Raw genomic sequence first — 19,246 nt, 5'->3', positions numbered from 1 at the left:
GTGTCCGCGGAGACCTGCGCGACGACCTGCGCGAGGTCCTGCGAGACGACCCGCTCGCTGCGCGCGGTCGGTCGGGGACGGCCGCGGTGAGCGCCACGGTGAGCGCCGGGGCCGCCGCTTCGGCCGTCTCCGGGCCGGGTGTCCGGAAGTCGACCGTCCGGATGGCTTGCGCGCGGCGGGCGGCACACCTCTCGACGGCGGTGTCCGAGCGCCGCATTCCGGCAGGGCGCTTGCCGGAGGAGAACACGATCGGCGCGCTTCTCATGCCACGCGACCTGCGCGCTTCTCAGGCCGCTCCCCCCGCGGACCGGTCGGCGGGCCGGGCGAGCCCCAGATGCTCGCGCAGGGTGCTGCCGGGATAGAAGGTGCGGAACAGGCCCCGGTGCTGAAGGAGCGCCACCGTGCCGTTCACCAGGCGCTCCAGATCCCGGCGCGGCTCGACGGGGGTGAGATGGAAGCCGTCGACGGCGCCCTCCTGACGCCAGGAGGCGATCAGGTCGGCGAGGTCGACGGGACCGCCCCGGTACAGCGGCCCCCGCGGGGTCTGCCGGGGGCCGCCCCCGCCGTGCCCGGGATGGGCGGCGTGCTCGCCGTCGCCGAGGTCGATCAGCAGACTCGCCATGACGCGCAGCGAGTCAGGGTCGCGTCCGGCCCCGGCGGCCTCGGACCGCAGCCGGTCGCGGGCGGCACGGGCCCGCGCGGGGCTCGCCACGCGCACCAGGGCGACGTCGGCGTGACACGCGGCGGCGGACCGGGGACGCCCCTCGGCGGCGTCGACGACCCGCACGGGGTGTCCCTGCGGAGATCCGGGCCCGGCAGACGGCCCGTTCGCCGTGGCGGCCGAGCCGCGGAAGCCGGCGCGGCGGAGCGTGTCGGCGTCGCCGAAGCGGCCGCCGCGCGCCCGGCGCGTCCCGGCGCCGTCCGCCCGGCCGTCCCACGACCCCGCGGCCGTCACCGCGACCTCGCCGGCCTCCCGCCACCGGGCCTCCGGCTGCGCGGCGGGGCGGCCGGAGAGCCGGGCCTCCTCGTCCGGGGCGAAGACGTCGGTCCGCCAGCCGGCCCGGCCCCGGCTGACCCGGTCCAGGGCGGCGATCGCCGCCGGGACGGGGAGGAGCTCGGTGGGCGCTGCGGTCAGCGTGGGCACCAGCCCCACGCGCCGCGTGACCGGCGCCACCCGCGACAACGCGGCCGACGCGTCGAATCCGGGCCGGGCGAAGGCCTCGTCCAGCGTGACGAAGTCGAGGCCGCCGCGCTCGGCGAGGCGCGCGAGCTCGGCGTAGGGGCCGATGTCGCGGCCCTCGGGCTGGTCGACGGCGGCGGCCAGGTGCAGCAGCCCCCGGCCGGGCGATGAGCTCATGAGGAAGAACCCTTTCTGTGGCGAGTCGGAAGGCGGCCGGCTCACCCGGCCTGTGGCGAGTCGGAAGGCGGCCGGCTCACCCGGCCTGTGGCGCTTCGGAAGGCGGCCGGCTCACCCGACGGCGTCGGCGCCGAGGTCCCGCAGGAACACCAGGGCGGCCCGCGCGGTGGCGTCGTTCTGCCGGAACGCGGGACCGCCGGTGTGCGGCCGGGTGAACGCGCCCGGCGTACGGCCGTCGGTGTGCGGCCCGAGCGCGAACCGCCGTGGATGGGGCCGGCCGCTCCGGTCCAGGACCCGCCCGTCCGCGCGGTCCACCCGCAGCAGCCCGTCCGCGGTCTCGCCGGCGCCGTCGGCGTGCAGGCCGCGCAGCAGCGGGTCGAGGGCGCGCCGCAGCGTCGGCTCCGGCAGCCTGGCCTCCACCAGCGCCCGCGCCTCGACCGAGCGCCCCGGCACGGTCGCGCCGTACGCCCGGAACACGCCGTCCTCCGCGCGTACGGTCATGTCGGCGCCGACGAAGTTCACCACCCCCGCCCGGGACAGCGCGAGCAGTTGCCGCAGCCGGGGGCCGGGCGGGCCGGAGGCAAGGCAGCTGAAGAACCCGTGCCACCAGGAGCCGACGCCCTCCAGCCGGACCAGTTGCCCGTAGACGGACAGCAGGCCCAGGAAGACGGCCAGGTCGGGGCTGTACGCCGGGTCGTGACGGCGGTTCAGATCGCCCTCGACGTATCCGCGCAGGCCCTCCTGCAACTCCTCGAAGGATCCGTAGGTCACCCCCTCCAGCGGCCGGTCGAGGGCGGCCAGGTCGAGCCGGTCGCGCGGGTCGGGCACGGCGGAGGCCACCAGCGCCTCCCGTTCGGGCCCCGCCGCCGCGGCCGCGTACTTCTCCTCGAAGTCGGCCCAGGCGATCGCGGTCCGCTCGGCGTGGGCCGTGAACAGCCGGTGGTAGTGGGCGAAGCCCAGCTCCTTCTCCACCAGCGGCCACACGTCCCGCCGGAAGTCGAGGCCCCCGGACCGCGCCGCCAGGGCGTCGATCTCGGCGGGCCCCAGGAACCTCGGCAGCGGCGGCCGTTCTCCGGTCCAGTCGTAGCCGATCTTCGAGTGGTACGGCACACCGCGCCGCGAGCCGACGTACAGCACCGGCTCACGCCCCGAGGGCACATAGACGTCCCCCTCGTACCGTCCGCCGCGCCCCTCGGTGAGCAGCACCGTCAGATCGACGAAGGCCAGTCCGAAGCCGCGCACCAGGACGGGTTCGCCGGCCCCGAGCGCGGACAGGTCGCTGTCGGCGGTGAAGTCCGGGGGAAGGTGGACGAGCCCGTGCTCACGGGCGTACGCGGCCAACGCGCTCTGCTCCTCGTCCGGTTCGGCGTCGAGGTGACCGAGGGCGAGGACGACGAGGTCGGCCCGGAGCGGCCGGGGCCGGCCCTCCAGCCACACCTGCTGGCGCTCCTCGCGCGAACCGCTCACCCGCAGGGCACGCCGCGGGTGGCGGTGCACGGTGATCTCCGGCGGCAGCGCGGCGACGGCCTGCTCGTGCGCCCAGCGCAGATACGCGCCCTGGATCCGCCGGTCGGCGAAGACGCGCCCGTCGAGGCCGGCCCACTCGTGCAGAGTGGGCCCGGGCCGCACGGGCCCGGCCATCCGCACCGTCTCGTCGGTGAACACGGTGACGTCCTCGGCGTGCGAGTTCATCCACAGCAACGGGGACTGGGCGGCCCGCCAGATGCGTCCGGCGCCCGGTGGATACGGGTCGACGAGATGGATGTCGAGAGCCGAACCGGCGTACAGCTCGGGGGCGTTGGCGGCGATCCGCTCGATGAGACCGGTCCCCCGGGGGCCGGCCCCGACGATCACGAGGGATCGTCTCGCCGGCCGGGACGCCGGGTGGGGCGCCGGGGATGGGGCAGGGGGCTCGGAAGGCATGCGAAGGCTCCGTGACACGGATGGGCCTTCACCACACGGCAGGAGACACGGCCGAGCCCCTCAGCAGGGCCGTGCAGCGAGGGTACGGGGGTATTTCCCCTCACTGTCAAGGCTGTCCGAACTGTGAGCGGTGCGTCTCGGATCGGTTGACGGGTAATCGGAGACCTGTTCCACTTGGGCCATGCATCCGCAGCAGTGGCTGGTCACCCGCTCCCACATCGACTTCGGTCGAGTGTGGTCCTGTTCCTGTTGAGCTGACCCCCTGCGCGCCCGGATTCCGGGCGCCCCCCGCGCGTTCTCCCCCAGCCAGCCCCGCCTTCACCCACGCACCCCCTTCTCGGCCCCCCTCACCCCTGCGCCGCCACCGCCCGACGCCCGGGCGCGGCCCGGAACCCGATCACCCGGTCCATCAAGGCGCCCAGCACATCCCGTACGGACCCCCGCTCCCGCGCGTCGCACTCCAGCACGGGAACGTCCGCGCCCAGCCCCAACGCCTCCCTGACCTCGTCCAGTTCGAACCGGTCGGCCCCGTCGAAGCGGTTCACGGCGAGGACGAACGGCGCGCCCTGCGCCTCGAAGTAGTCGAGAGCGGGATAGCACTCCTCGATGCGCCGGGTGTCCGCGAGGACGACCGTTCCCAGCGCGCCCTCCACCAGGTCGTCCCACAGGAACGAGAAGCGGCCCTGCCCCGGCGTGCCGAACAGGTACAGCGCGATGGCCGGATCGAGCCTGATGCGCCCGAAGTCCAGTGCGACGGTGGTCGTCGTCTTGGACTCGACGCCGTCGAGCGAGTCGACGCCCACCGACACCTGGGTGATCGGCGCCTCCGTGTCCAGCGGCTCGATCTCGGAGACGGCGGCGATGAAGGTGGTCTTGCCCACCCCGAGCCCCCCGCTCACGACGATCTTCACAGCGAGCGGCACGGTCTGGTCAGAACGCCCGGGCATGGTCCCTGGTCCTTTCGAGCATCCGCATCCTTGGCGGGAGATACGGCCCGGAGACGTCCGCCGCTCACCGCGCCGGCGGCCGGCACGGACGATGAGCGTCCGCGCACGGCAGGTGGCGGCACGTCAGCAGGAGCAGTCGCAGGCGCAGCACTCACAGCACGAGCACCCGTCACAGCAGTCGCAGCAACTGCAGTCACAGCTGCCGCAGTCGCCGCAGTCGCCGCAGTCGTTGCACAAGCCCTCGCGCTTCTTCCTCGACCAGGGGCCCTCGAACTCGTCGGCGCAGCACACCTTGCAGGTGCAGCACAGCCCGATCGCCACCGCGCAGCCGGCCAGGAAACCCCGCTTCTGCGGCCGGGGCGGCTCGCCGTACGGGTTGCCGTAGGGGTTGCCGGGCGCGTGCGGAGCGTTCGGATCCGCCGGGTTGCGCGGGGCATACGGGCCGGTGGGCGGCCCGAAGGCGCCCTCCGGTGCGTCCGCGTCCTGCGGCCCGTGCGTGTGCCCGCAGGACTGCGTTCCGAAGGCCCGGTCCACCGACCGGCCCAGCTCGTGCGCGAGCAGCAGGTGCGCCAGCCTGCCCTCCTCGAACTCGACGTCCCGCAGGGCGAGCCGGATGCCGTGCAGGGCGTCGTCGGCGAGCCGGCGGGCCTCGGCGAGCGGGGTGTGCGTGGCCGTCAGCGGGTTCCAGGCCCCGGCCGCCGCGTCCGCCGCCTGGTCCTCGACGGCGTCCAGCAGATGCGCCAGCCGTCCGAAGAGACGGCCGGCCTCGGCGAGCGGCACGGCGTTGGCCGGCCGGCCCGCCAGGACCGCGGTGTGCGCGAAAGCGGCGGCGGTCGCGGTCTCGGTCGGCTCGGTGACGGTCAGCAGCGGGGTGCCCGGACCGGCGAGCGCCTCGATGCCGACCTGCCGGTCCACGGCGTCGACGAGGACGGCGGTGTCGAACCCCACGGCCGCTCCGCCGCGTTCCCCGGCCCGCCCCCAGCTGTCGGCGACCCGGCGCGCGGCGGCGGCGACCGGCCGCCGCGCCAGCACCCCGTCGCCGTCGGCGACGTGGTCACGCACCTTGGCCGAGGCGAGCACCAGCGAGACGGCGGCCGCGAGCCGTGCGCCCTCCCCCTGGGCGACCGAGGCGGTGCGCATGCCCCGCAGCGGGCACGGTCCCGCCGTGCGCCGCCACCCGCCGGCGGTGACGCGCTCGGCCTGAGCCTCCGTCAGGACCGATATGATCAGCCCGTCGTAGTTGGTGACGACCCGCGCGAACTGCCCGTGATCGCCGCGCAGCGCGAGACACAGCCCGCACAGATGGGCCATCCACTGGGTCTTGAGACTCTCACCGAGCCGATGGCTGCACGGCCTGACGATTCCGAACACGACAACCCCCGTCGTCCTTGGGACACTGAGCTGCGCATGGTATCGACCGATTGTCATGCCGGATCGGGGGCACTCGGTTCACCCGGACGCACCGTCCGTCACCCGTCCGCCACGAAGAATCATATTTCACTCACAGTCAGCAGCTGTATGCGGTGCGACCCTTGGGAGACGCGGGCTCTCGACGTATTAGCTGTGCACCAGTACCGTCACAAACCCCCCGCGCGGCGTCTATCCACTTGGCGCGACATCCGCATCATGGACGACCATGGGGAATGCGGAAAGCAGAAGAAGACCGCTGTGAGAGGAGGCGTCCATGGGATCGGTGCGCAAGGCGAGTGCCTGGCTTGGCCTCGTCGACGACAACGATGACGAGCGTTACTACGACGACGACTATTCCGAGGGGACCGACCCGCAGGACGCCTGGGTCACCGACCCGCGCGTGAAGGTGGCGGCGGACACGGCCGAGGAGAAGGGCCGCCGCATCGGCACCGTCACCCCGGACAGCTTCCGGGACGCGCGGGCGATCGGCGAGCTGTTCCGTGAAGGCGTGCCGGTCATCATGAACCTCACCGCCATGGAGGCCGGCGACGCCAAGCGCGTCGTCGACTTCGCGGCGGGGCTGATCTTCGGCCTGCGGGGTTCGATCGAGCGGGTGTCCACCCGGGTGTTCCTGCTGAGCCCCGCCAACACGGAGATCGTGAACGGGGACCCGTCCGCGCATCGGACGGACGGATTCTTCAACCAGAGCTGAGGCAGGGCCGCTCGTCGGCCCTGCCCCGGCCCCTGGGCCGGATCAGCGGAAGGCGTCGAGTCCGGTGAGCGCCTTGCCCAGCACGAGCTGGTGCATCTCGACGGTGCCCTCATAGGTGAGGACCGACTCGAGGTTGGTCGCGTGCCGCATGACGGGGTATTCGAGCGAGATCCCGTTGGCCCCGAGGACGGTACGGGCGGTCCGGCAGATCTCGATCGCCTCCCGCACGTTGTTGAGCTTGCCGAAGCTGACCTGCTCGGGACGCAGGCGGCCGGCGTCCATGCGCCGCCCCAGGTGGTGGGCGAGCAGAATCCCCTTGTGCAGTTCGACCGCCATGTCGGCGAGCTTGGCCTGGGTGAGCTGGAATCCCCCGATGGGCCGCCCGAACTGCTCCCGGGTCTTCGCGTACGCGACCGCGGTCTCGAAACACGACCGGGCCGCCCCCATCGCGCCCCAGACGATGCCGTAGCGCGCGTGGGACAGACAGCTGAGCGGGCCGCGCAGCCCGGTGACCTCCGGCAGGACGGCGTCGGCCGGCAACCGCACGTCGTCGAGCACGAGTTCGCTGGTCACACTGGCCCGCAGGGACCACTTGTGCTTGATCTCCGGGGCGGAGAACCCGGGGATGCCGGTCGGCACGACGAACCCCCTGATCCCTTCCTCCGTCTGCGCCCAGACCACGGCGACGCCGGCGACCGACCCGTTGGTGATCCACATCTTCCGCCCGTTGAGCACCCAGTCGGAGCCGTCCCGCTTGGCGTACGTCCGCATACCCGCCGGGTCGGACCCGTGGTCGGGCTCGGTGAGCCCGAAGCACCCGATGACCTCGCCGGCGGCCATGCGGGGCAGCCACTCCCGCTTCTGCTCCTCGGAGCCGAACCGGTGGAGGGCGTACATGGCCAGGGATCCCTGCACGGAGACGAGCGAGCGGATCCCGGAGTCGGCGGCCTCCAGCTCCAGACAGGCGAGCCCGTACTGCACGGCGCTCGCACCCGCGCATCCGTACCCGCTCAGCGACATCCCGAGCGCCCCGATCCCGCCGAGCTCCCGGGCGAGCTCCCGGATGACCGGCAGCTCCCCGCTCTCGTACCACTCGGCGACATAGGGCAGCACCCGGTCCGCCGCCCAACCGCGCACGGTGTCACGGATCGCGAGATCCTCGGCGTCGAGCAGGTCGTCGATCCCGAGCGGGTCGGCGGGGTCGAACGGGGGCGACTTCGAGGACGCGGACATACGACAGCCTCCGGCAGAACCTAAAACTAGCACCGCTAGTAAACCTCTCCCGCCCGACCCTACGACCCCCCCGCCCCCCACGTCCAGTAACCCCCACCGGACCGCGGGGAGCGGGCTCACGGCAGTCCCCGACGGCCGGGTGAAACCGGGCCACAGGCCACAGGCCACAGGCCACAGCCCAGCAGCCCCCAGCTCCCCAATCCGCAGGCACCGTAGGCACCCGCCGCAGACGCCGACGGCGAAGCACCCCCACGGGCGACGGTCACCCCTCGACCAACCGTCACGGGCGGTGCGCGGGTGGGAGACCGACCGGCAGGCCGCAGGCCGCCGCACAGCAGGCGCAGGCCCGCAGGCGACAAGCCCGCACAACCGCCGCGGACAAGCGCCGCAGGCGCCCGCAGGCATCCGCAGACGCCGACGGCGATCCACCCCCACGGGCGACGCCCACTCCTCGACCGACCGTCACGGGCGGGGCGGGGGTGGGCGAAGGTCAGGCCGAGACGCGGGGCTCCACGACTTCCCGAGGCGCAGGAAGCCCCACCCCCGCCGGAGAGGCCTCGCACTGCATCACCCGCGGCAACCGCAACGCCATCACCGCCCCCAGCATCAGCAACCCCGCACTCACCAACAGCGTGACGTGCAGCCCGTGCACGAAGCTGTCCCGCGCGACCCGCCGCAGCGCCACCCCGGCGGGCCCGCCCAACTGCCCGGCCACCTGGTAGGCCTCGCCCAGCGAATGCCCCGCGGCCGCCGACGCCGACGCCGGCACCCCGGGCACGGAGGACAGCCCGGGAGCGTACGCAGCGTTCATCACGCTCCCCAGGAGGGCGATCCCGATCCCCGCCCCCAGCTGGTACGACGTCTCCCCGATCGCCGCCGCCCCGCCCGCCTGCTCCTGCGGGGCCTCGCTCAGCATCGACTCGTACGCCGCGAACAACGTCGTCTCGAGACCGAACCCGAGCAGCAGGAACCCGAACAGCAGCAGCCCCGTGTTGTCCGACCCGCCCATCGCGGTCAGCACCAGCACGGCCATCGCCGTCAGCAGGAACCCCCCGCACACCATCCGCCGCGGCCCGAACCCCCGCAGCAGCCGCGCCCCCGCCAGCCCCGCCGCCATCGCGGCGAAGGTCAGCGGCAGGAGCCGCAGTCCCGTCTCCAGCGGGGACAGGCCGAGCACGAGCTGCAGATACTGCGCCGCGATCAGCTCGAGTCCGACGAGCGCCAGCATGGCCAGCACAATGCATCCCACCGACGTGCTGAACGCCGGCCGCGCGAACATCCCGAGGTCCACCAGGGGATGCGTGCGCCGCCGCTGACGTCGTACGAAGAGGACGATCAGCACCGCGCCCACGGCCAGCGGCACCACGGTGAACGGTCCCAGCTCGCCGCCGCCCAGCCGCTTCACGCCCAGCACGACGCCGAACAGTCCCGCCGCCGCCATCAGCGCGCCGACGACGTCCCAGGGACCGTTCCCCGCCCCGCGCGACTCGGGCAGCAGCAGCCGTCCCACCGGCAGACTCACCAGCATCAACGGAATGTTGACGAGGAAGACCGAGCCCCACCAGAAGTGTTCGAGGAGAAAGCCGCCGAGCAGCGGTCCGATCGCCGCGCCCACCGCCGCCACCGCGCTCCAGAGGCCTATCGCCAGCGCCCGCTCACGCCGGTCCGGGAACACCTGCCGCAGGATCGACAGCGTCGCGGGCATGATCATCGCTCCGCCCACCCCCAGCAGCGCCCGCGCCACGATCAGCGTCTGCGCGCTCCCGGCGAACGCCGCCAGCGCGGAGGCGACGCCGAACAGGGCGTATCCGAGCAGCAGGATCCGTCTGCGGCCGACCTTGTCGCCGAGCGTGCCGAACAGGATCAGCAACGAGGCGCAGACCAGCGGATAGGTGTCGACGATCCAGAGCAGCTCTATCGCGCCGGGCCGCAGGTCCTCGGTGACGGCGGGCACCGCCACGTGCAGCACGGTCGCGTCGACGGCGACCAGGAGCAGGCTGACGCACAGCACCACCAGGACGACCCAGCGGTTGGCACCGGCCCCGGCCGTCCTCCGGCGCAGCCCAGCGGCGGCCGTGGTCGTCCCGGACATGTACGTACCTCCCAGGTGATCCCTCGGTCCGGCGGGCTCGCGGGGTGGGGACTCCCCGCGACTCGGCCGGAGAGGAGCGGTGGTCTCCGGCCCGCGCAAACGAACACGAGTGAGACGCAGCGTACGCGAGTTCGCGCCACGGTCACGTGGCGGACATCTCACGTCCAGGAGCGACCCATGTGGCGTACGCCACTACACCCCGACCCCGCACCCACTCCGCGCCCCCGTCCCTCACCCTGCCCCGCATTCCGCCCCCCGCCCCGCCCCACACCCCTCCCCCACCCGTCCCACACGCGTCCCCCACCCGTCCCACACTCGTCCCGCACGCACCCCCCACACCCGTCGCGCACATGCTCTGCACCCGCACCGCACCCGCTCCGCGCCCCGCGGCGCACGCCCCGCGCACCGCGCCCGGCGCGCTCCCGCCGCACTCGGCGGCCCGCCGGCTCCGGGCGCCCGTCGATAATCGAGCCCGTGACCGATCTCCAGACCCGTGTGAGGCCCCCCGGCTCCGCGGCCCCGCGCCGGGCGGCCCCCGTCCTCCTGGGGTACGCGGCCGTGCGCGCCCTGGGCCTGCTCGGCCTGGCCCTGTGGAGCGCCGCCGGCGACAAGAGCGCGCACACGCTGCTCACCGCCCGCTGGGACGCCCTCTGGTACACCAGGGTCGCCGAGCTGGGATACGGCTACGAGGTCCGGCTGCCGAACGGCGACGTGCACTCCAATCTGGCCTTCTTCCCGCTGCTGCCCTGGCTGGAAAGACTGCTGCACGCGGCGACCCCGCTGTCGTACGCGGACGCCGGTTTCGTCGTGTCCCTGCTCGCCTCGCTCGCGGCGGCCTGGGGGATCTTCGCGGTCGCCGACCACGTGTACGGGCGGCGGGCCGGGGTGTGCGCGGTGCTGGTGTGGGCCGTCCTGCCCGTCGGGATCGTGCAGTCGATGGCGTACAGCGAGTCGCTGTTCACCGCGCTGGCCGCCTGGTCGCTCTACGCGGTGCTCACGGGCCGGTGGGTGACCGCGGGGGCCCTGGCGTCGTTGTCCGGTCTGACCCGGCCGGTGGGGCTCGCGGTGGTCGCGGCGGTGTGGGCGGCCGGCGTGGCGTCCCTCCTCCGTGACCGTGCGGCCGCCCCGGGGATCTCGATCGCGCGAACCCGCAGCACAGCGCCCGCCTCCGGCGCGCACTCCCCCGTCCACGCCCCCGGCCCGCCGGCCGAAGCCCTCGCGGGGCGCGAGCGGACCGCCGTGAAGCCCCGCTACGCCCCGCGCGCCCTCGCCATGCTCCTCGCACCCCTCGGCGCCGCCGCGTACGTCCTGTGGGTCGGGCACCGCACCGGCCGCGGCCCCCTCGGCTATCTCGACGTCCAGGCGGGCTGGCGCAACGGCTTCGACGGCGGCTACGCCTTCGCCCGGTTCGTCGCCGGGAAGTTCACGTCGTTCCCCTCCGCCCTCGCCGGCGTCGGGCTGATCGTCGGCGTCGCCCTCCTGCTGTGGCTGTACGCGGTCTGCGTACGGCAGGGCCAGCCGCTTCCGCTGCTGGTGTACGGCGGCGCGGTCCTCGCGCTCGCCCTGTGCGCGTCGAGCTACTTCGGCTCGAAGCCGCGGCTGCTGCTGCCGGCCTTCCCGCTGCTGCTGCCGCTCGCCCTGGCCCTGTCCCGGCTGCGCACGAGCCGGGCGGCGCTGGTCGTGGGGTGCGCGGCGACTGCTTCGGCCGTGTACGGGGCGTGGTGGCTGAACGGCTCCGGTCCCCCCTGATCGGCGTCCGGCTTTTCAGTGAAACCTTTCATCATTTCCCTAAAACTATCCCTAGGAATGATCAAAGGAATTGAAGGCAGCAGCGTTCGGCGATTAGAGATTCCAGGGGGATTAACAGCGTTCTGAGAGCAATCCCACATCACATCGTCATCACAAACCAGCGGATTCGGCCGGGTCCACAGCTCACTCGCTGTAACGTCGTTTAGGTGCGTACCGACCAAAACCTCACCCGTCTGGACCGGGTGTTCGCCAGGCTCGACCGTGAGCCGGAACGACCGGCCCACATCGATGTGCCGAAGATGAGCAGGCACCGGGTCGCCCTGTTGCTGGCGACCCTGGCCTTCTATCTGGCGATCGTATGGCTCGTGGTGATCACCTCGTGGCTGGTCCGCCTCGACTGGCAGGTCATGTTCTTCCGGCCGTACCAGCAGTGGCCGCAGATCCACGCCTTCCTCGACTACTACGTGGTCCTCGGCCAGCGCGGCCCGACCGCCGTGATGGTCGCCGCCTGGCTCGGCTGGAGATCCTGGCGCCAGCACACCCTGCGCCCGCTGCTCACCCTGGGCGCCTCGCTGCTGCTGCTGAACATCACCGTGGGCGCCGCGAAGCTCGGCATGGGCCGGCTGGGACCGCACTACGCGATCACCATCGGCTCGAACGAGATGGGCCTGGGCGGCGATATATTCCCCAGCGGCCACACCGCCAACGCGGTCGTGACCTGGGGAATCCTGGCGTATCTGGCCTCCACGCCGAGGGCTCGCCGCTGGCTGTCCGCCGTGTCCGCGGTCGTCTCCCTCGGCGTCGGCCTCACCACCGTCTACCTCGGTACGCACTGGCTGAGCGACGTGGTGCTCGGCTGGGCCGCCGGACTGCTGATCCTGCTGGCGCTGCCCTGGTGCGAGCCGCTGATCGCCCGCGCCGAGGTCTCGATCTTCGCGCTGCGCGACCGTCTGCGCGAGCGCCGCAGCCGCACGGTCGCCGCTCCCTCCCCGGCCCCGGCCCCGGCCCCGTCGCCGTCCGTCCCCGTCGCGATGCCCGTGCCGCTCGCACAGCTGCACGCGGGCCAGGACGAGGCTGTCGCGGCGCACGAGCCCGCCTCCCCGGCCCGTGCGCCCCGCGCGCCCGCCTATCTGGCCCCGGGCCCGCACACGACCCGCTCCGAGCGCACCCCCGTCACCCCGGTCGGCAGCCGCCGGCCGCCGCACTCCGACCGCCTCCCGCGCGGCGCCGCGGCCTCGGGGGCCCGCCCCCTCACCGGCGGCTGACCTCACCGAACGCCTCCGCACGACGGCGGGACCCCGGTACGCACCCCCCGGTCCCGCACCGAAGGCCCCGGCTCCCCTTTCAGAGACCCGGGGCCTTCGCCGTGCTCCTGCCCCTCGGCCGGCGCGCCGCCGCGGCCGTCTCAGCCCTTCCAGGCGCGGGCCACCCTGCCGTCCCGCACCTCCAGGTTCAGCCGCCCGAAGCGGTACTCCATGGTGACGATCGTCCCGGGCGCCAGCGACCTCACCGTGGACCACCCCCGTTCGCGCGCGAGTCGCTCGGCCTGTTCTGCCTCCAGGCCGACGTAGCCGTCCGGACTGTCCTGGGGCTCCGCCGGCGGAGTGGTATTCGCTGCCATGGCTCCACGCTAGGCCCCGACGCCTCCCGGGGAACACCGAACCGGAGATGCGGAACCTCCGGTCACACTTCTGTCACAGGATCCCGATACGTGTTTCAACCGCCGTACGGCCATCCGTGCACAGCGGACCGTCACACGTACGAGCGGTTTCGGAGGCCTTCCCCGCATATTCGAACGCAATTCGCGACGCCCGTCCGAGTGCCGCCGATAACCCGTCGAAAAAAGGTCGGGAAACCACTTCGGGAGACTGTTTCCTTTCTTTCCGCCCGACCGCCCAGAAGCTGACGGCGCATAGGAAATACACGTCCCCTCCACACATCCTCCGTACGGACGCGGCGGCCCCGGCCGGTCGTCTCACCGGTCGGGGCCGCCGCGTCACGGAGCGGGGACGGGTCAGAGCATGAGGCGCTGCCCGGGGACGATCAGGTCGGGATCGCCGCCGATGACGGCCTGGTTGTCGGCGTAGACCCGCTGCCAGGTCATCCCGTTGCGGGCCGCGATGGTGCTCAGCGTGTCGCCCTGACGGACGGTGTAGTCACCGCGGGACGTGCCGCGCGAGGTCTGGCCCGTCGAGCGCTCCGGCGCCGCGGCGGAGTGCGTCCTCGACGACTCGGAGCCGGAGGTCGCGGATCCGGACCTGGTGGAGTGCGTGGACTGCGCGTACTTCGAGCCGTCCGAGGAGGCGGAGCCCCACTTCGAGGAGCCCGCCTTCGAGGAGCCCGACCCGGCCGAGCCGGACCCGGCGGAGGAGGACCGGTCGGCCCCCGGTGCGCTGCCGGCCGCTCCCGCGCGCTCCGAGCAGGTCGGCCACGCGCCCCACCCCTGGGAGTTCTGCACCTTGGCGGCCACGGAGATCTGCTGTGCCTTACTGGCCTTGTCGGCGGTCGACGCGTAGGCGGCTCCGCCGTACGCGCGCCAGGTACCGGCGGAGAACTGCAGCCCGCCGTAGTAACCGTTGCCGGTGTTGATGTGCCAGTTGCCGCCGCTCTCGCACTGGGCGATGCGGTCCCACACCCCGCTGTCGGCCGCCACCGCGTCGCTGGTGGCGGAGAGCAGCCCGAGCGGGGCGAGAAGAACCGCCCCGGCGAGGACCGCCGTCTTGTGCGACGACTTGCGGGTGCGGTGATCGGCACATTCGGACATGTAGATCCCTCTCTACATACCCGGGCTCCCCCTGACCGGAGCGCGGCCGCCGCGCAGGGACGCGGTCGGCGCGCTCCGCCCCGTCCGCCGGCGGTGGTGCTGCGCGCTGTCTGGCTCTGCGCGGCCGGCGGACGTTCCCGAGCGGTGCTCGTTGCACACGGCGGAGCAATCTAGGGAACCTGACGCCCCGTTATCAACCAAATCGCCGTTGCCGCAGGCCAGTTGCCAGTTACCGTAGGTAGCGGCGAATTCCGGCCACCCAGTTCGCTCGCACTTTTCAGGATTTGTCGACCACGACCCCGCCCGTCCTGTGAGTCAGGTCACCGACCCAACTGTCGTGACCTCTCCGTTACTTGACATGGAGTGACCCATTCCACACACAGGGTGACCATCCACGCGGAATGGTTCGATTCCGTTCGCTCTGCAGCGTGACTCCCGCCACAGATCGCCCGTTGTCATCTTCATGAGCCGGGGCCCACCCGGACCACGAGCCGGAGTCACCCGGCCTCGCCCACGCACCGCATCCGAGGGAGCCCCCCGTGCCGCGCATGCTCGACGTCAGCGACGAGGTACGCGCCGAGATCGGCGACGAAGAAGCCGACCGGCTGCTCGCCGGAGACAACGCCCCGGGCAGTTACGACTGCACGTCCTGCCGCACCCCGGGCGACTCCGAGAACGAGCACACCAGCACCGTCCTGTTCATCGGGGACGAGACCGCCGTCCTCGCCTTCGCCCACGCCACCTGCCTGCCCTCCCAGGTCGTCCAGGTGACCGAGGAGCAGCTGCAGGGCGCGGTGCGCTCCATCAGCGGCGACACCGTCGACCTGGACCCCGGCAAGGTCGTGCCCGAGCAGGCGGTGCTCGGCGTGACGAGCGGGCTCGTCCTGATCGCCGGGGAGCTGCACCCCGCCCTGGTCGTCGAGCCGACCGCGCCGATCGTGCGGCCCGGCACGACCGCCGCCGGCGACGACTTCCTGCCGCTCCTCATCGAGCAGGGCTTCATGCCGCTGAGCGAACTGACCGAGGTGCCGCCGGTGCAGCACGGCTGGTCCGTGCTGCTGGCGATGGGGCAGCTGCACGCCGTGCTGCAGCCGTCGTCCACCGGCGGCCAGCCGGTCGCCTGGTGGCAGGCGCACCAGCCGCTGCAGGTGACGGAGGGGTGGCGGGCCGCGGCCAACAAGCACCAGCAGGTGCTGATGTTCGCGGCGCCGGTCGGCTCCATCGGACGCCAGCCCCGGGAGGACCTCCTGCGGGACGCGCTGGACAAGGCCGCCGGGAACGGGCACCTGGTCGGCGCGGCACTCCCCCTCGCGGGCACCTGAGTCCGTCTCGGGGGCGGCAGCCGGGGGTCGTGCGGCGCGGCGCAGCCGTCCACGGCCCACGGCCCGGCGTCCGCCCCGGACGCCCGCTGTGCCGCATCCCTTCCCGTGCCGCGTCGTTTGGACATACGTGCACACCTACGACGTTCCCCGCCGCCCGTCCTACCAGTCGATCCCGTCCGCGCGACCGGCTCGGGACTCCCAGGGCGGCCCTTCGGCCACGCCGATCTACGACGCGCTCTACGCGGAGTACGTCAAGACGTTCCGTTCGCTGCCGGGCGACCGCAGCGGCGAGGACGAACTGGGCTTCACCGCCTTCGGGAACCTCCCCTACCACACGGGCTCGTACGCGGCGCCGCGCCCGGGGACGTTCAGCAGCTCGTACAGCGCCTACAGCGCGGGGGCGCAGAGCGCGCGGCACGGGATCGGGCAGCAGTCCCAGTGGCAGCGGGTGGGGCAGATCGGTCAGCAGCAGCCCGCGCCCACGATGCACCACGTCCCGGCGGCGCTGCCGCCGGCCCCCCGCAGGACCTTCTGAGCGCATCCGCAGGCGAATGCGCAGACGAATGCGCAGACGGACATCCGTCCGGACACCCGGACGGGTACGCCGACGGATGCCTGAACGGATACGCAGACGGCTGGAGGGCGGCGCCCGCGACGGGCGCCGCCCTCCAGCCGTGTCGTCACTTCTTCTTGCTGCCGCGCTTCTCGCGCACCCGGACCGAGATGTGGATCGGCGTGCCCTCGAAGCCGAACTCCTCGCGCAGCCGGCGCTCGATGAAGCGCCGGTAGCCCGCCTCGATGAACCCGGACGCGAAGAACACGAACCGCGGGGGCTTGGTGCCGGCCTGGGTGCCGAAGAGGATGCGCGGCTGCTTGCCGCCCCGGACCGGGTGCGGGTGGGCCGCGACCAGCTCGCCGAGGAAGGCGTTCAGACGGCCCGTCGGAACGCGGGTCTCCCAGCCTGCCAGGGCGGCCTCGATCGCCGGGACCAGCTTCTCCATGTGCCGTCCGGTGCGCGCCGAGACGTTCACCCGAGGGGCCCACGCCACCTGGGCGAACTCGGTCTCGATCTCCCGCTCCAGGTAGTAGCGGCGCTCCTCGTCGAGGGTGTCCCACTTGTTGTAGGCGATGACCAGCGCGCGTCCGGCGTCCACGGCCATCGTCACGATGCGCTGGTCCTGTACCGAGATCGACTCGGAGGCGTCGATCAGGATGACCGCCACCTCGGCCTTCTCCACGGCCGCCGCGGTGCGCAGTGAGGCGTAGTAGTCGGCGCCCTGCTGGAGGTGGACGCGCTTGCGGATGCCCGCCGTGTCGACGAACTTCCAGGTGACGCCGCCGAGTTCGATCAGCTCGTCGACGGGGTCGCGGGTGGTGCCCGCGATCTCGTTGACGACGACGCGGTCCTCGTTCGCCACCTTGTTCAGCAGGGAGGACTTGCCGACGTTCGGACGGCCGATGAGCGCGATGCGGCGCGGGCCTCCCACCGCGGTGCCGAAGGTCTGCGCGGGGGCCTCCGGGAGGGCCTCCAGGACGGCGTCCAGCATGTCGCCGGTGCCCCTGCCGTGCAGTGCGGAGATCGGGTGCGGCTCGCCGAGGCCGAGGGACCACAGGTAGGCCGCGTCGGCCTCCGCGCTCGGGCCGTCGACCTTGTTGGCGGCCAGCACGACGGGCTTGCCCGCCTTGCGCAGCAGCCGGACGACCGCCTCGTCGGTGTCGGTCGCGCCGACCTTGGCGTCGACGACGAAGACGACGGCGTCGGCGGCCTCGATCGCGTACTCGGCCTGCGCGGCCACGGAGGCGTCGATGCCGAGGACGTCCTGCTCCCAGCCGCCGGTGTCGACGAGCTTGAAGCGGCGGCCCGACCATTCGGCCTCGTAGGTCACACGGTCGCGGGTCACGCCCGGCTTGTCCTCGACGACGGCCTCGCGGCGGCCGATGATCCGGTTCACCAGGGTCGACTTGCCGACATTGGGGCGGCCGACGACGGCGAGCACGGGCAGCGGCCCGTGACCGGCCTCCTCGATGGCGCCCTCGACGTCCTCGACGTCGAAGCCCTCGACCGCGGCGAGCTCCATGAACTCCGCGTACTCGGCGTCGCCGAGCGCCCCGTGGTCGTGCTCGAAGGAGTCCGAGCCGTCGGGCTGGATGTGGTCGTTCATGAAGTCCGTACCTCGTCGTTCATTCGGGGTGATCGGTGGACCACCCGTTCTGTCCGGGTTGATCCACTACTCGGTATTCAGTGTCGCTCAGCGGCCCGTCAGGCGCCTGGCGTTTTCCAGGTGCGCGGCGAGCTGCTTCTGGATGCGTTCGGTGGCCTCGTCCAGCGCCTTGCGGGTGCGCCGCCCGCTGCCGTCGCCCGCCTCGAACGCGTCTCCGAAGACGACGTCGACGCGGGAGCGCAGCGGAGGCAGCGCCTTTATCAACCGTCCGCGGCGCTCCGTGCTTCCCAGCACGGCGACGGGCACGATCGGCGCCCCGCCGCGCACGGCGAAGTAGGCGAGCCCTGCGCGCAGGGCGGCGAAGTCGCCCTCGCCCCTGGTGCCCTCCGGGAAGATCCCGAGGACCCCGCCGTTGTCCAGCACGCCCAGCGCGCGGGTGATGGCCGCGCGGTCGGTGGTGTCGCGGTCGACCTTGAGCTGGCCGATGCCGGTCAGGAAGGGGTCCAGCGGGCCGATGAACGCTTCCTTCTTGATCAGGAAGTGCGTCGCCCGGGGCGCCACGCCCATCACCATCGGGCCGTCGATGTTGTGCGAGTGGTTGATCGCGAAGATCAGCGGGCCGCTCGCCGGCACCTTCCAGGCGCCCAGCACGCGCGGCTTGAACAGCCCGTACATCAGGCCGACGCCGATGCGCCGCCCGACCTCGGCGCCCCGCTCCGAGGGCACGGTCGTCGTCGAGGTCACCGCGCGGCCCGCTTCTCCTCGACGAGGGTGACGACGCACTCGATGACCTGGGTCAGCGTCAGGGCGGTGGTGTCCACCTCGACGGCGTCGTCCGCCTTGGCGAGCGGGGAGGTCTTGCGGGAGGAGTCGGCGGCGTCCCGCTTGATCAGCGCCTCGCGGGTGCTGTGCAGGTCCGCGCCCTTCAGCTCGCCGCTGCGGCGGGCGGCGCGGGCCTCGGGGGAGGCCGTGAGGAAGATCTTCAGGTCGGCGTCGGGCAGCACGGTCGTGCCGATGTCCCGCCCCTCGACGACGATGCCCCGCTCCGCGGCGGCGGCCAGCGAGCGCTGCAGCTCGGTGATCCGGGCCCGCACATCGGGCACGGCGCTCACCGCGCTGACCTTGGAGGTGACCTCCGGGGTGCGGATCGGACCGGCCACGTCGACGCCGTCGACCGTGATCGTCGGGTGGGCCGGGTCGGTGCCGGAGACGATCTCGGGCTTGCCCGCGACGGCCGCGATCGCGGTGGGGTCCTCGATGTCGATCCCGTTGTTCACCATCCACCAGGTGATCGCCCGGTACTGGGCGCCGGTGTCCAGGTAGCTCAGCCCGAGCCGGCCGGCCACGGCCTTGGACGTGCTGGACTTGCCGGTGCCGGACGGACCGTCGATGGCGACGATCACGGGCTGGGCGGCGCCGTTTTCCACGGGGGGACACCTTCCTGGTGCGAGGCGGTGGAGGTACGGGGCGCGACTGTGCCCCGTACAAGGTTACCGGCCGCACGTCACTCGTCCGGCCGCACGGGGGCCGCGCGGCCGGCCCCGGCCCTCCGCCGGTCCCGGACCGGCTCCTTCC

Annotated in this window: 16 protein-coding genes; 5 read left to right on the top strand and 11 right to left on the bottom strand. The window is 72.8% G+C overall.

The features are described 5' to 3' along the window. Positions 1-286 precede the first annotated feature (286 nt). From Sri02f_RS37230 to Sri02f_RS37215, 4 genes are all read right to left on the bottom strand, one after another. A complete protein-coding gene (locus tag Sri02f_RS37230) occupies positions 287-1,357 on the bottom strand; it encodes an LLM class flavin-dependent oxidoreductase (protein WP_109005740.1) in 1,071 nt (356 codons plus the stop codon). A gap of 111 nt (positions 1,358-1,468) precedes the next feature. After that, entirely contained in the window at positions 1,469-3,280 is a 1,812-nt protein-coding gene (locus Sri02f_RS37225; RefSeq protein ID WP_109005739.1) for an FAD/NAD(P)-binding protein, read from the bottom strand. A gap of 347 nt (positions 3,281-3,627) precedes the next feature. Then, positions 3,628-4,227 (bottom strand): GTP-binding protein, encoded by a 600-nt coding sequence (locus tag Sri02f_RS37220; protein WP_109005738.1) that lies wholly within the window; start codon positions 4,225-4,227, stop codon positions 3,628-3,630. 123 nt (positions 4,228-4,350) lie between these two features. Next, positions 4,351-5,598, bottom strand: coding sequence for a DUF5685 family protein (locus Sri02f_RS37215; RefSeq protein WP_174855785.1), 1,248 nt, complete (start codon positions 5,596-5,598; stop codon positions 4,351-4,353). A gap of 313 nt (positions 5,599-5,911) precedes the next feature. Between Sri02f_RS37215 and Sri02f_RS37210 the strand changes: the two genes are divergently transcribed. Continuing rightward, on the top strand, positions 5,912-6,349 hold the full coding sequence (locus Sri02f_RS37210) for a cell division protein SepF (protein ID WP_109005736.1): 438 nt from the start codon (positions 5,912-5,914) through the stop codon (positions 6,347-6,349). Positions 6,350-6,391: 42 nt separating this feature from the next. On the opposite strand, the gene Sri02f_RS37205 is transcribed toward Sri02f_RS37210, so the two are convergent. Then, positions 6,392-7,582, bottom strand: coding sequence for an acyl-CoA dehydrogenase family protein (locus Sri02f_RS37205; RefSeq protein WP_109005735.1), 1,191 nt, complete (start codon positions 7,580-7,582; stop codon positions 6,392-6,394). A gap of 490 nt (positions 7,583-8,072) precedes the next feature. Then, on the bottom strand, positions 8,073-9,674 hold the full coding sequence (locus Sri02f_RS37200; protein WP_109005734.1) for an MFS transporter: 1,602 nt from the start codon (positions 9,672-9,674) through the stop codon (positions 8,073-8,075). Positions 9,675-10,148: 474 nt separating this feature from the next. Between Sri02f_RS37200 and Sri02f_RS37195 the strand changes: the two genes are divergently transcribed. Both Sri02f_RS37195 and Sri02f_RS37190 read left to right on the top strand, forming a co-directional pair. Then, entirely contained in the window at positions 10,149-11,423 is a 1,275-nt protein-coding gene (locus tag Sri02f_RS37195; protein WP_109005733.1) for a mannosyltransferase family protein, read from the top strand. Between the two features lie 206 nt (positions 11,424-11,629). Beyond that, complete coding sequence (locus Sri02f_RS37190; RefSeq protein WP_109005732.1) at positions 11,630-12,688, top strand: phosphatase PAP2 family protein; 1,059 nt, start codon at positions 11,630-11,632, stop codon at positions 12,686-12,688. 140 nt (positions 12,689-12,828) lie between these two features. Here the strand turns inward: Sri02f_RS37190 and Sri02f_RS37185 are convergent, their stop codons facing one another. After that, positions 12,829-13,044 carry an I78 family peptidase inhibitor gene (locus Sri02f_RS37185; protein WP_109005731.1) on the bottom strand — a complete coding sequence of 72 codons (216 nt, stop codon included), beginning with the start codon at positions 13,042-13,044 and terminating at the stop codon, positions 12,829-12,831. Positions 13,045-13,437: 393 nt separating this feature from the next. Next, complete coding sequence (locus Sri02f_RS37180; RefSeq protein WP_109005730.1) at positions 13,438-14,187, bottom strand: LysM peptidoglycan-binding domain-containing protein; 750 nt, start codon at positions 14,185-14,187, stop codon at positions 13,438-13,440. 539 nt (positions 14,188-14,726) lie between these two features. On the opposite strand from Sri02f_RS37180, the gene Sri02f_RS37175 reads away from it, so the two are divergent. Further along, a complete protein-coding gene (locus tag Sri02f_RS37175) occupies positions 14,727-15,509 on the top strand; it encodes a DUF8842 C-terminal domain-containing protein (protein ID WP_109005729.1) in 783 nt (260 codons plus the stop codon). A 127-nt stretch (positions 15,510-15,636) separates the two neighbouring features. Beyond that, a complete protein-coding gene (locus Sri02f_RS37170) occupies positions 15,637-16,044 on the top strand; it encodes a hypothetical protein (RefSeq protein WP_109005728.1) in 408 nt (135 codons plus the stop codon). A gap of 145 nt (positions 16,045-16,189) precedes the next feature. On the opposite strand, the gene der is transcribed toward Sri02f_RS37170, so the two are convergent. The 3 genes from der to cmk all read right to left on the bottom strand — a co-directional run bounded on the left by der (position 16,190) and on the right by cmk (position 19,098). Next, the gene (gene der / locus Sri02f_RS37165) at positions 16,190-17,671 is read right to left on the bottom strand and encodes a ribosome biogenesis GTPase Der (protein WP_109005727.1); all 1,482 of its coding nucleotides are present in this window, start codon (positions 17,669-17,671) and stop codon (positions 16,190-16,192) included. A gap of 87 nt (positions 17,672-17,758) precedes the next feature. Then, positions 17,759-18,454 carry a lysophospholipid acyltransferase family protein gene (locus Sri02f_RS37160; protein WP_109005726.1) on the bottom strand — a complete coding sequence of 232 codons (696 nt, stop codon included), beginning with the start codon at positions 18,452-18,454 and terminating at the stop codon, positions 17,759-17,761. Beyond that, entirely contained in the window at positions 18,412-19,098 is a 687-nt protein-coding gene (cmk, locus tag Sri02f_RS37155; RefSeq protein ID WP_109005725.1) for a (d)CMP kinase, read from the bottom strand. Before cmk ends, Sri02f_RS37160 begins: the two co-directional genes overlap by 43 nt. Between the last annotated feature and the right edge of the window lie 148 nt (positions 19,099-19,246).

Source organism: Streptomyces rishiriensis (assembly GCF_003112535.1).
In the GTDB taxonomy this organism is placed as follows: domain Bacteria; phylum Actinomycetota; class Actinomycetes; order Streptomycetales; family Streptomycetaceae; genus Streptomyces; species Streptomyces rishiriensis.
This window is presented reverse-complemented; position numbering and strand designations above follow the sequence as displayed.

What these genes read in the sequence shown, in the direction of transcription:
- Sri02f_RS37210 (WP_109005736.1), top strand. Translation starts at nt 5,912, where the DNA reads ATGGGATCGGTGCGCAAGGCGAGTGCCTGGCTTGGCCTCGTCGACGAC.
- Sri02f_RS37200 (WP_109005734.1), bottom strand. Translation starts at nt 9,674, where the DNA reads ATGTCCGGGACGACCACGGCCGCCGCTGGGCTGCGCCGGAGGACGGCC.
- Sri02f_RS37230 (WP_109005740.1), bottom strand. Translation starts at nt 1,357, where the DNA reads ATGAGCTCATCGCCCGGCCGGGGGCTGCTGCACCTGGCCGCCGCCGTC.
- Sri02f_RS37180 (WP_109005730.1), bottom strand. Translation starts at nt 14,187, where the DNA reads ATGTCCGAATGTGCCGATCACCGCACCCGCAAGTCGTCGCACAAGACG.
- Sri02f_RS37185 (WP_109005731.1), bottom strand. Translation starts at nt 13,044, where the DNA reads ATGGCAGCGAATACCACTCCGCCGGCGGAGCCCCAGGACAGTCCGGAC.
- der (WP_109005727.1), bottom strand. Translation starts at nt 17,671, where the DNA reads ATGAACGACCACATCCAGCCCGACGGCTCGGACTCCTTCGAGCACGAC.
- Sri02f_RS37205 (WP_109005735.1), bottom strand. Translation starts at nt 7,582, where the DNA reads ATGTCCGCGTCCTCGAAGTCGCCCCCGTTCGACCCCGCCGACCCGCTC.
- Sri02f_RS37220 (WP_109005738.1), bottom strand. Translation starts at nt 4,227, where the DNA reads ATGCCCGGGCGTTCTGACCAGACCGTGCCGCTCGCTGTGAAGATCGTC.
- Sri02f_RS37225 (WP_109005739.1), bottom strand. Translation starts at nt 3,280, where the DNA reads ATGCCTTCCGAGCCCCCTGCCCCATCCCCGGCGCCCCACCCGGCGTCC.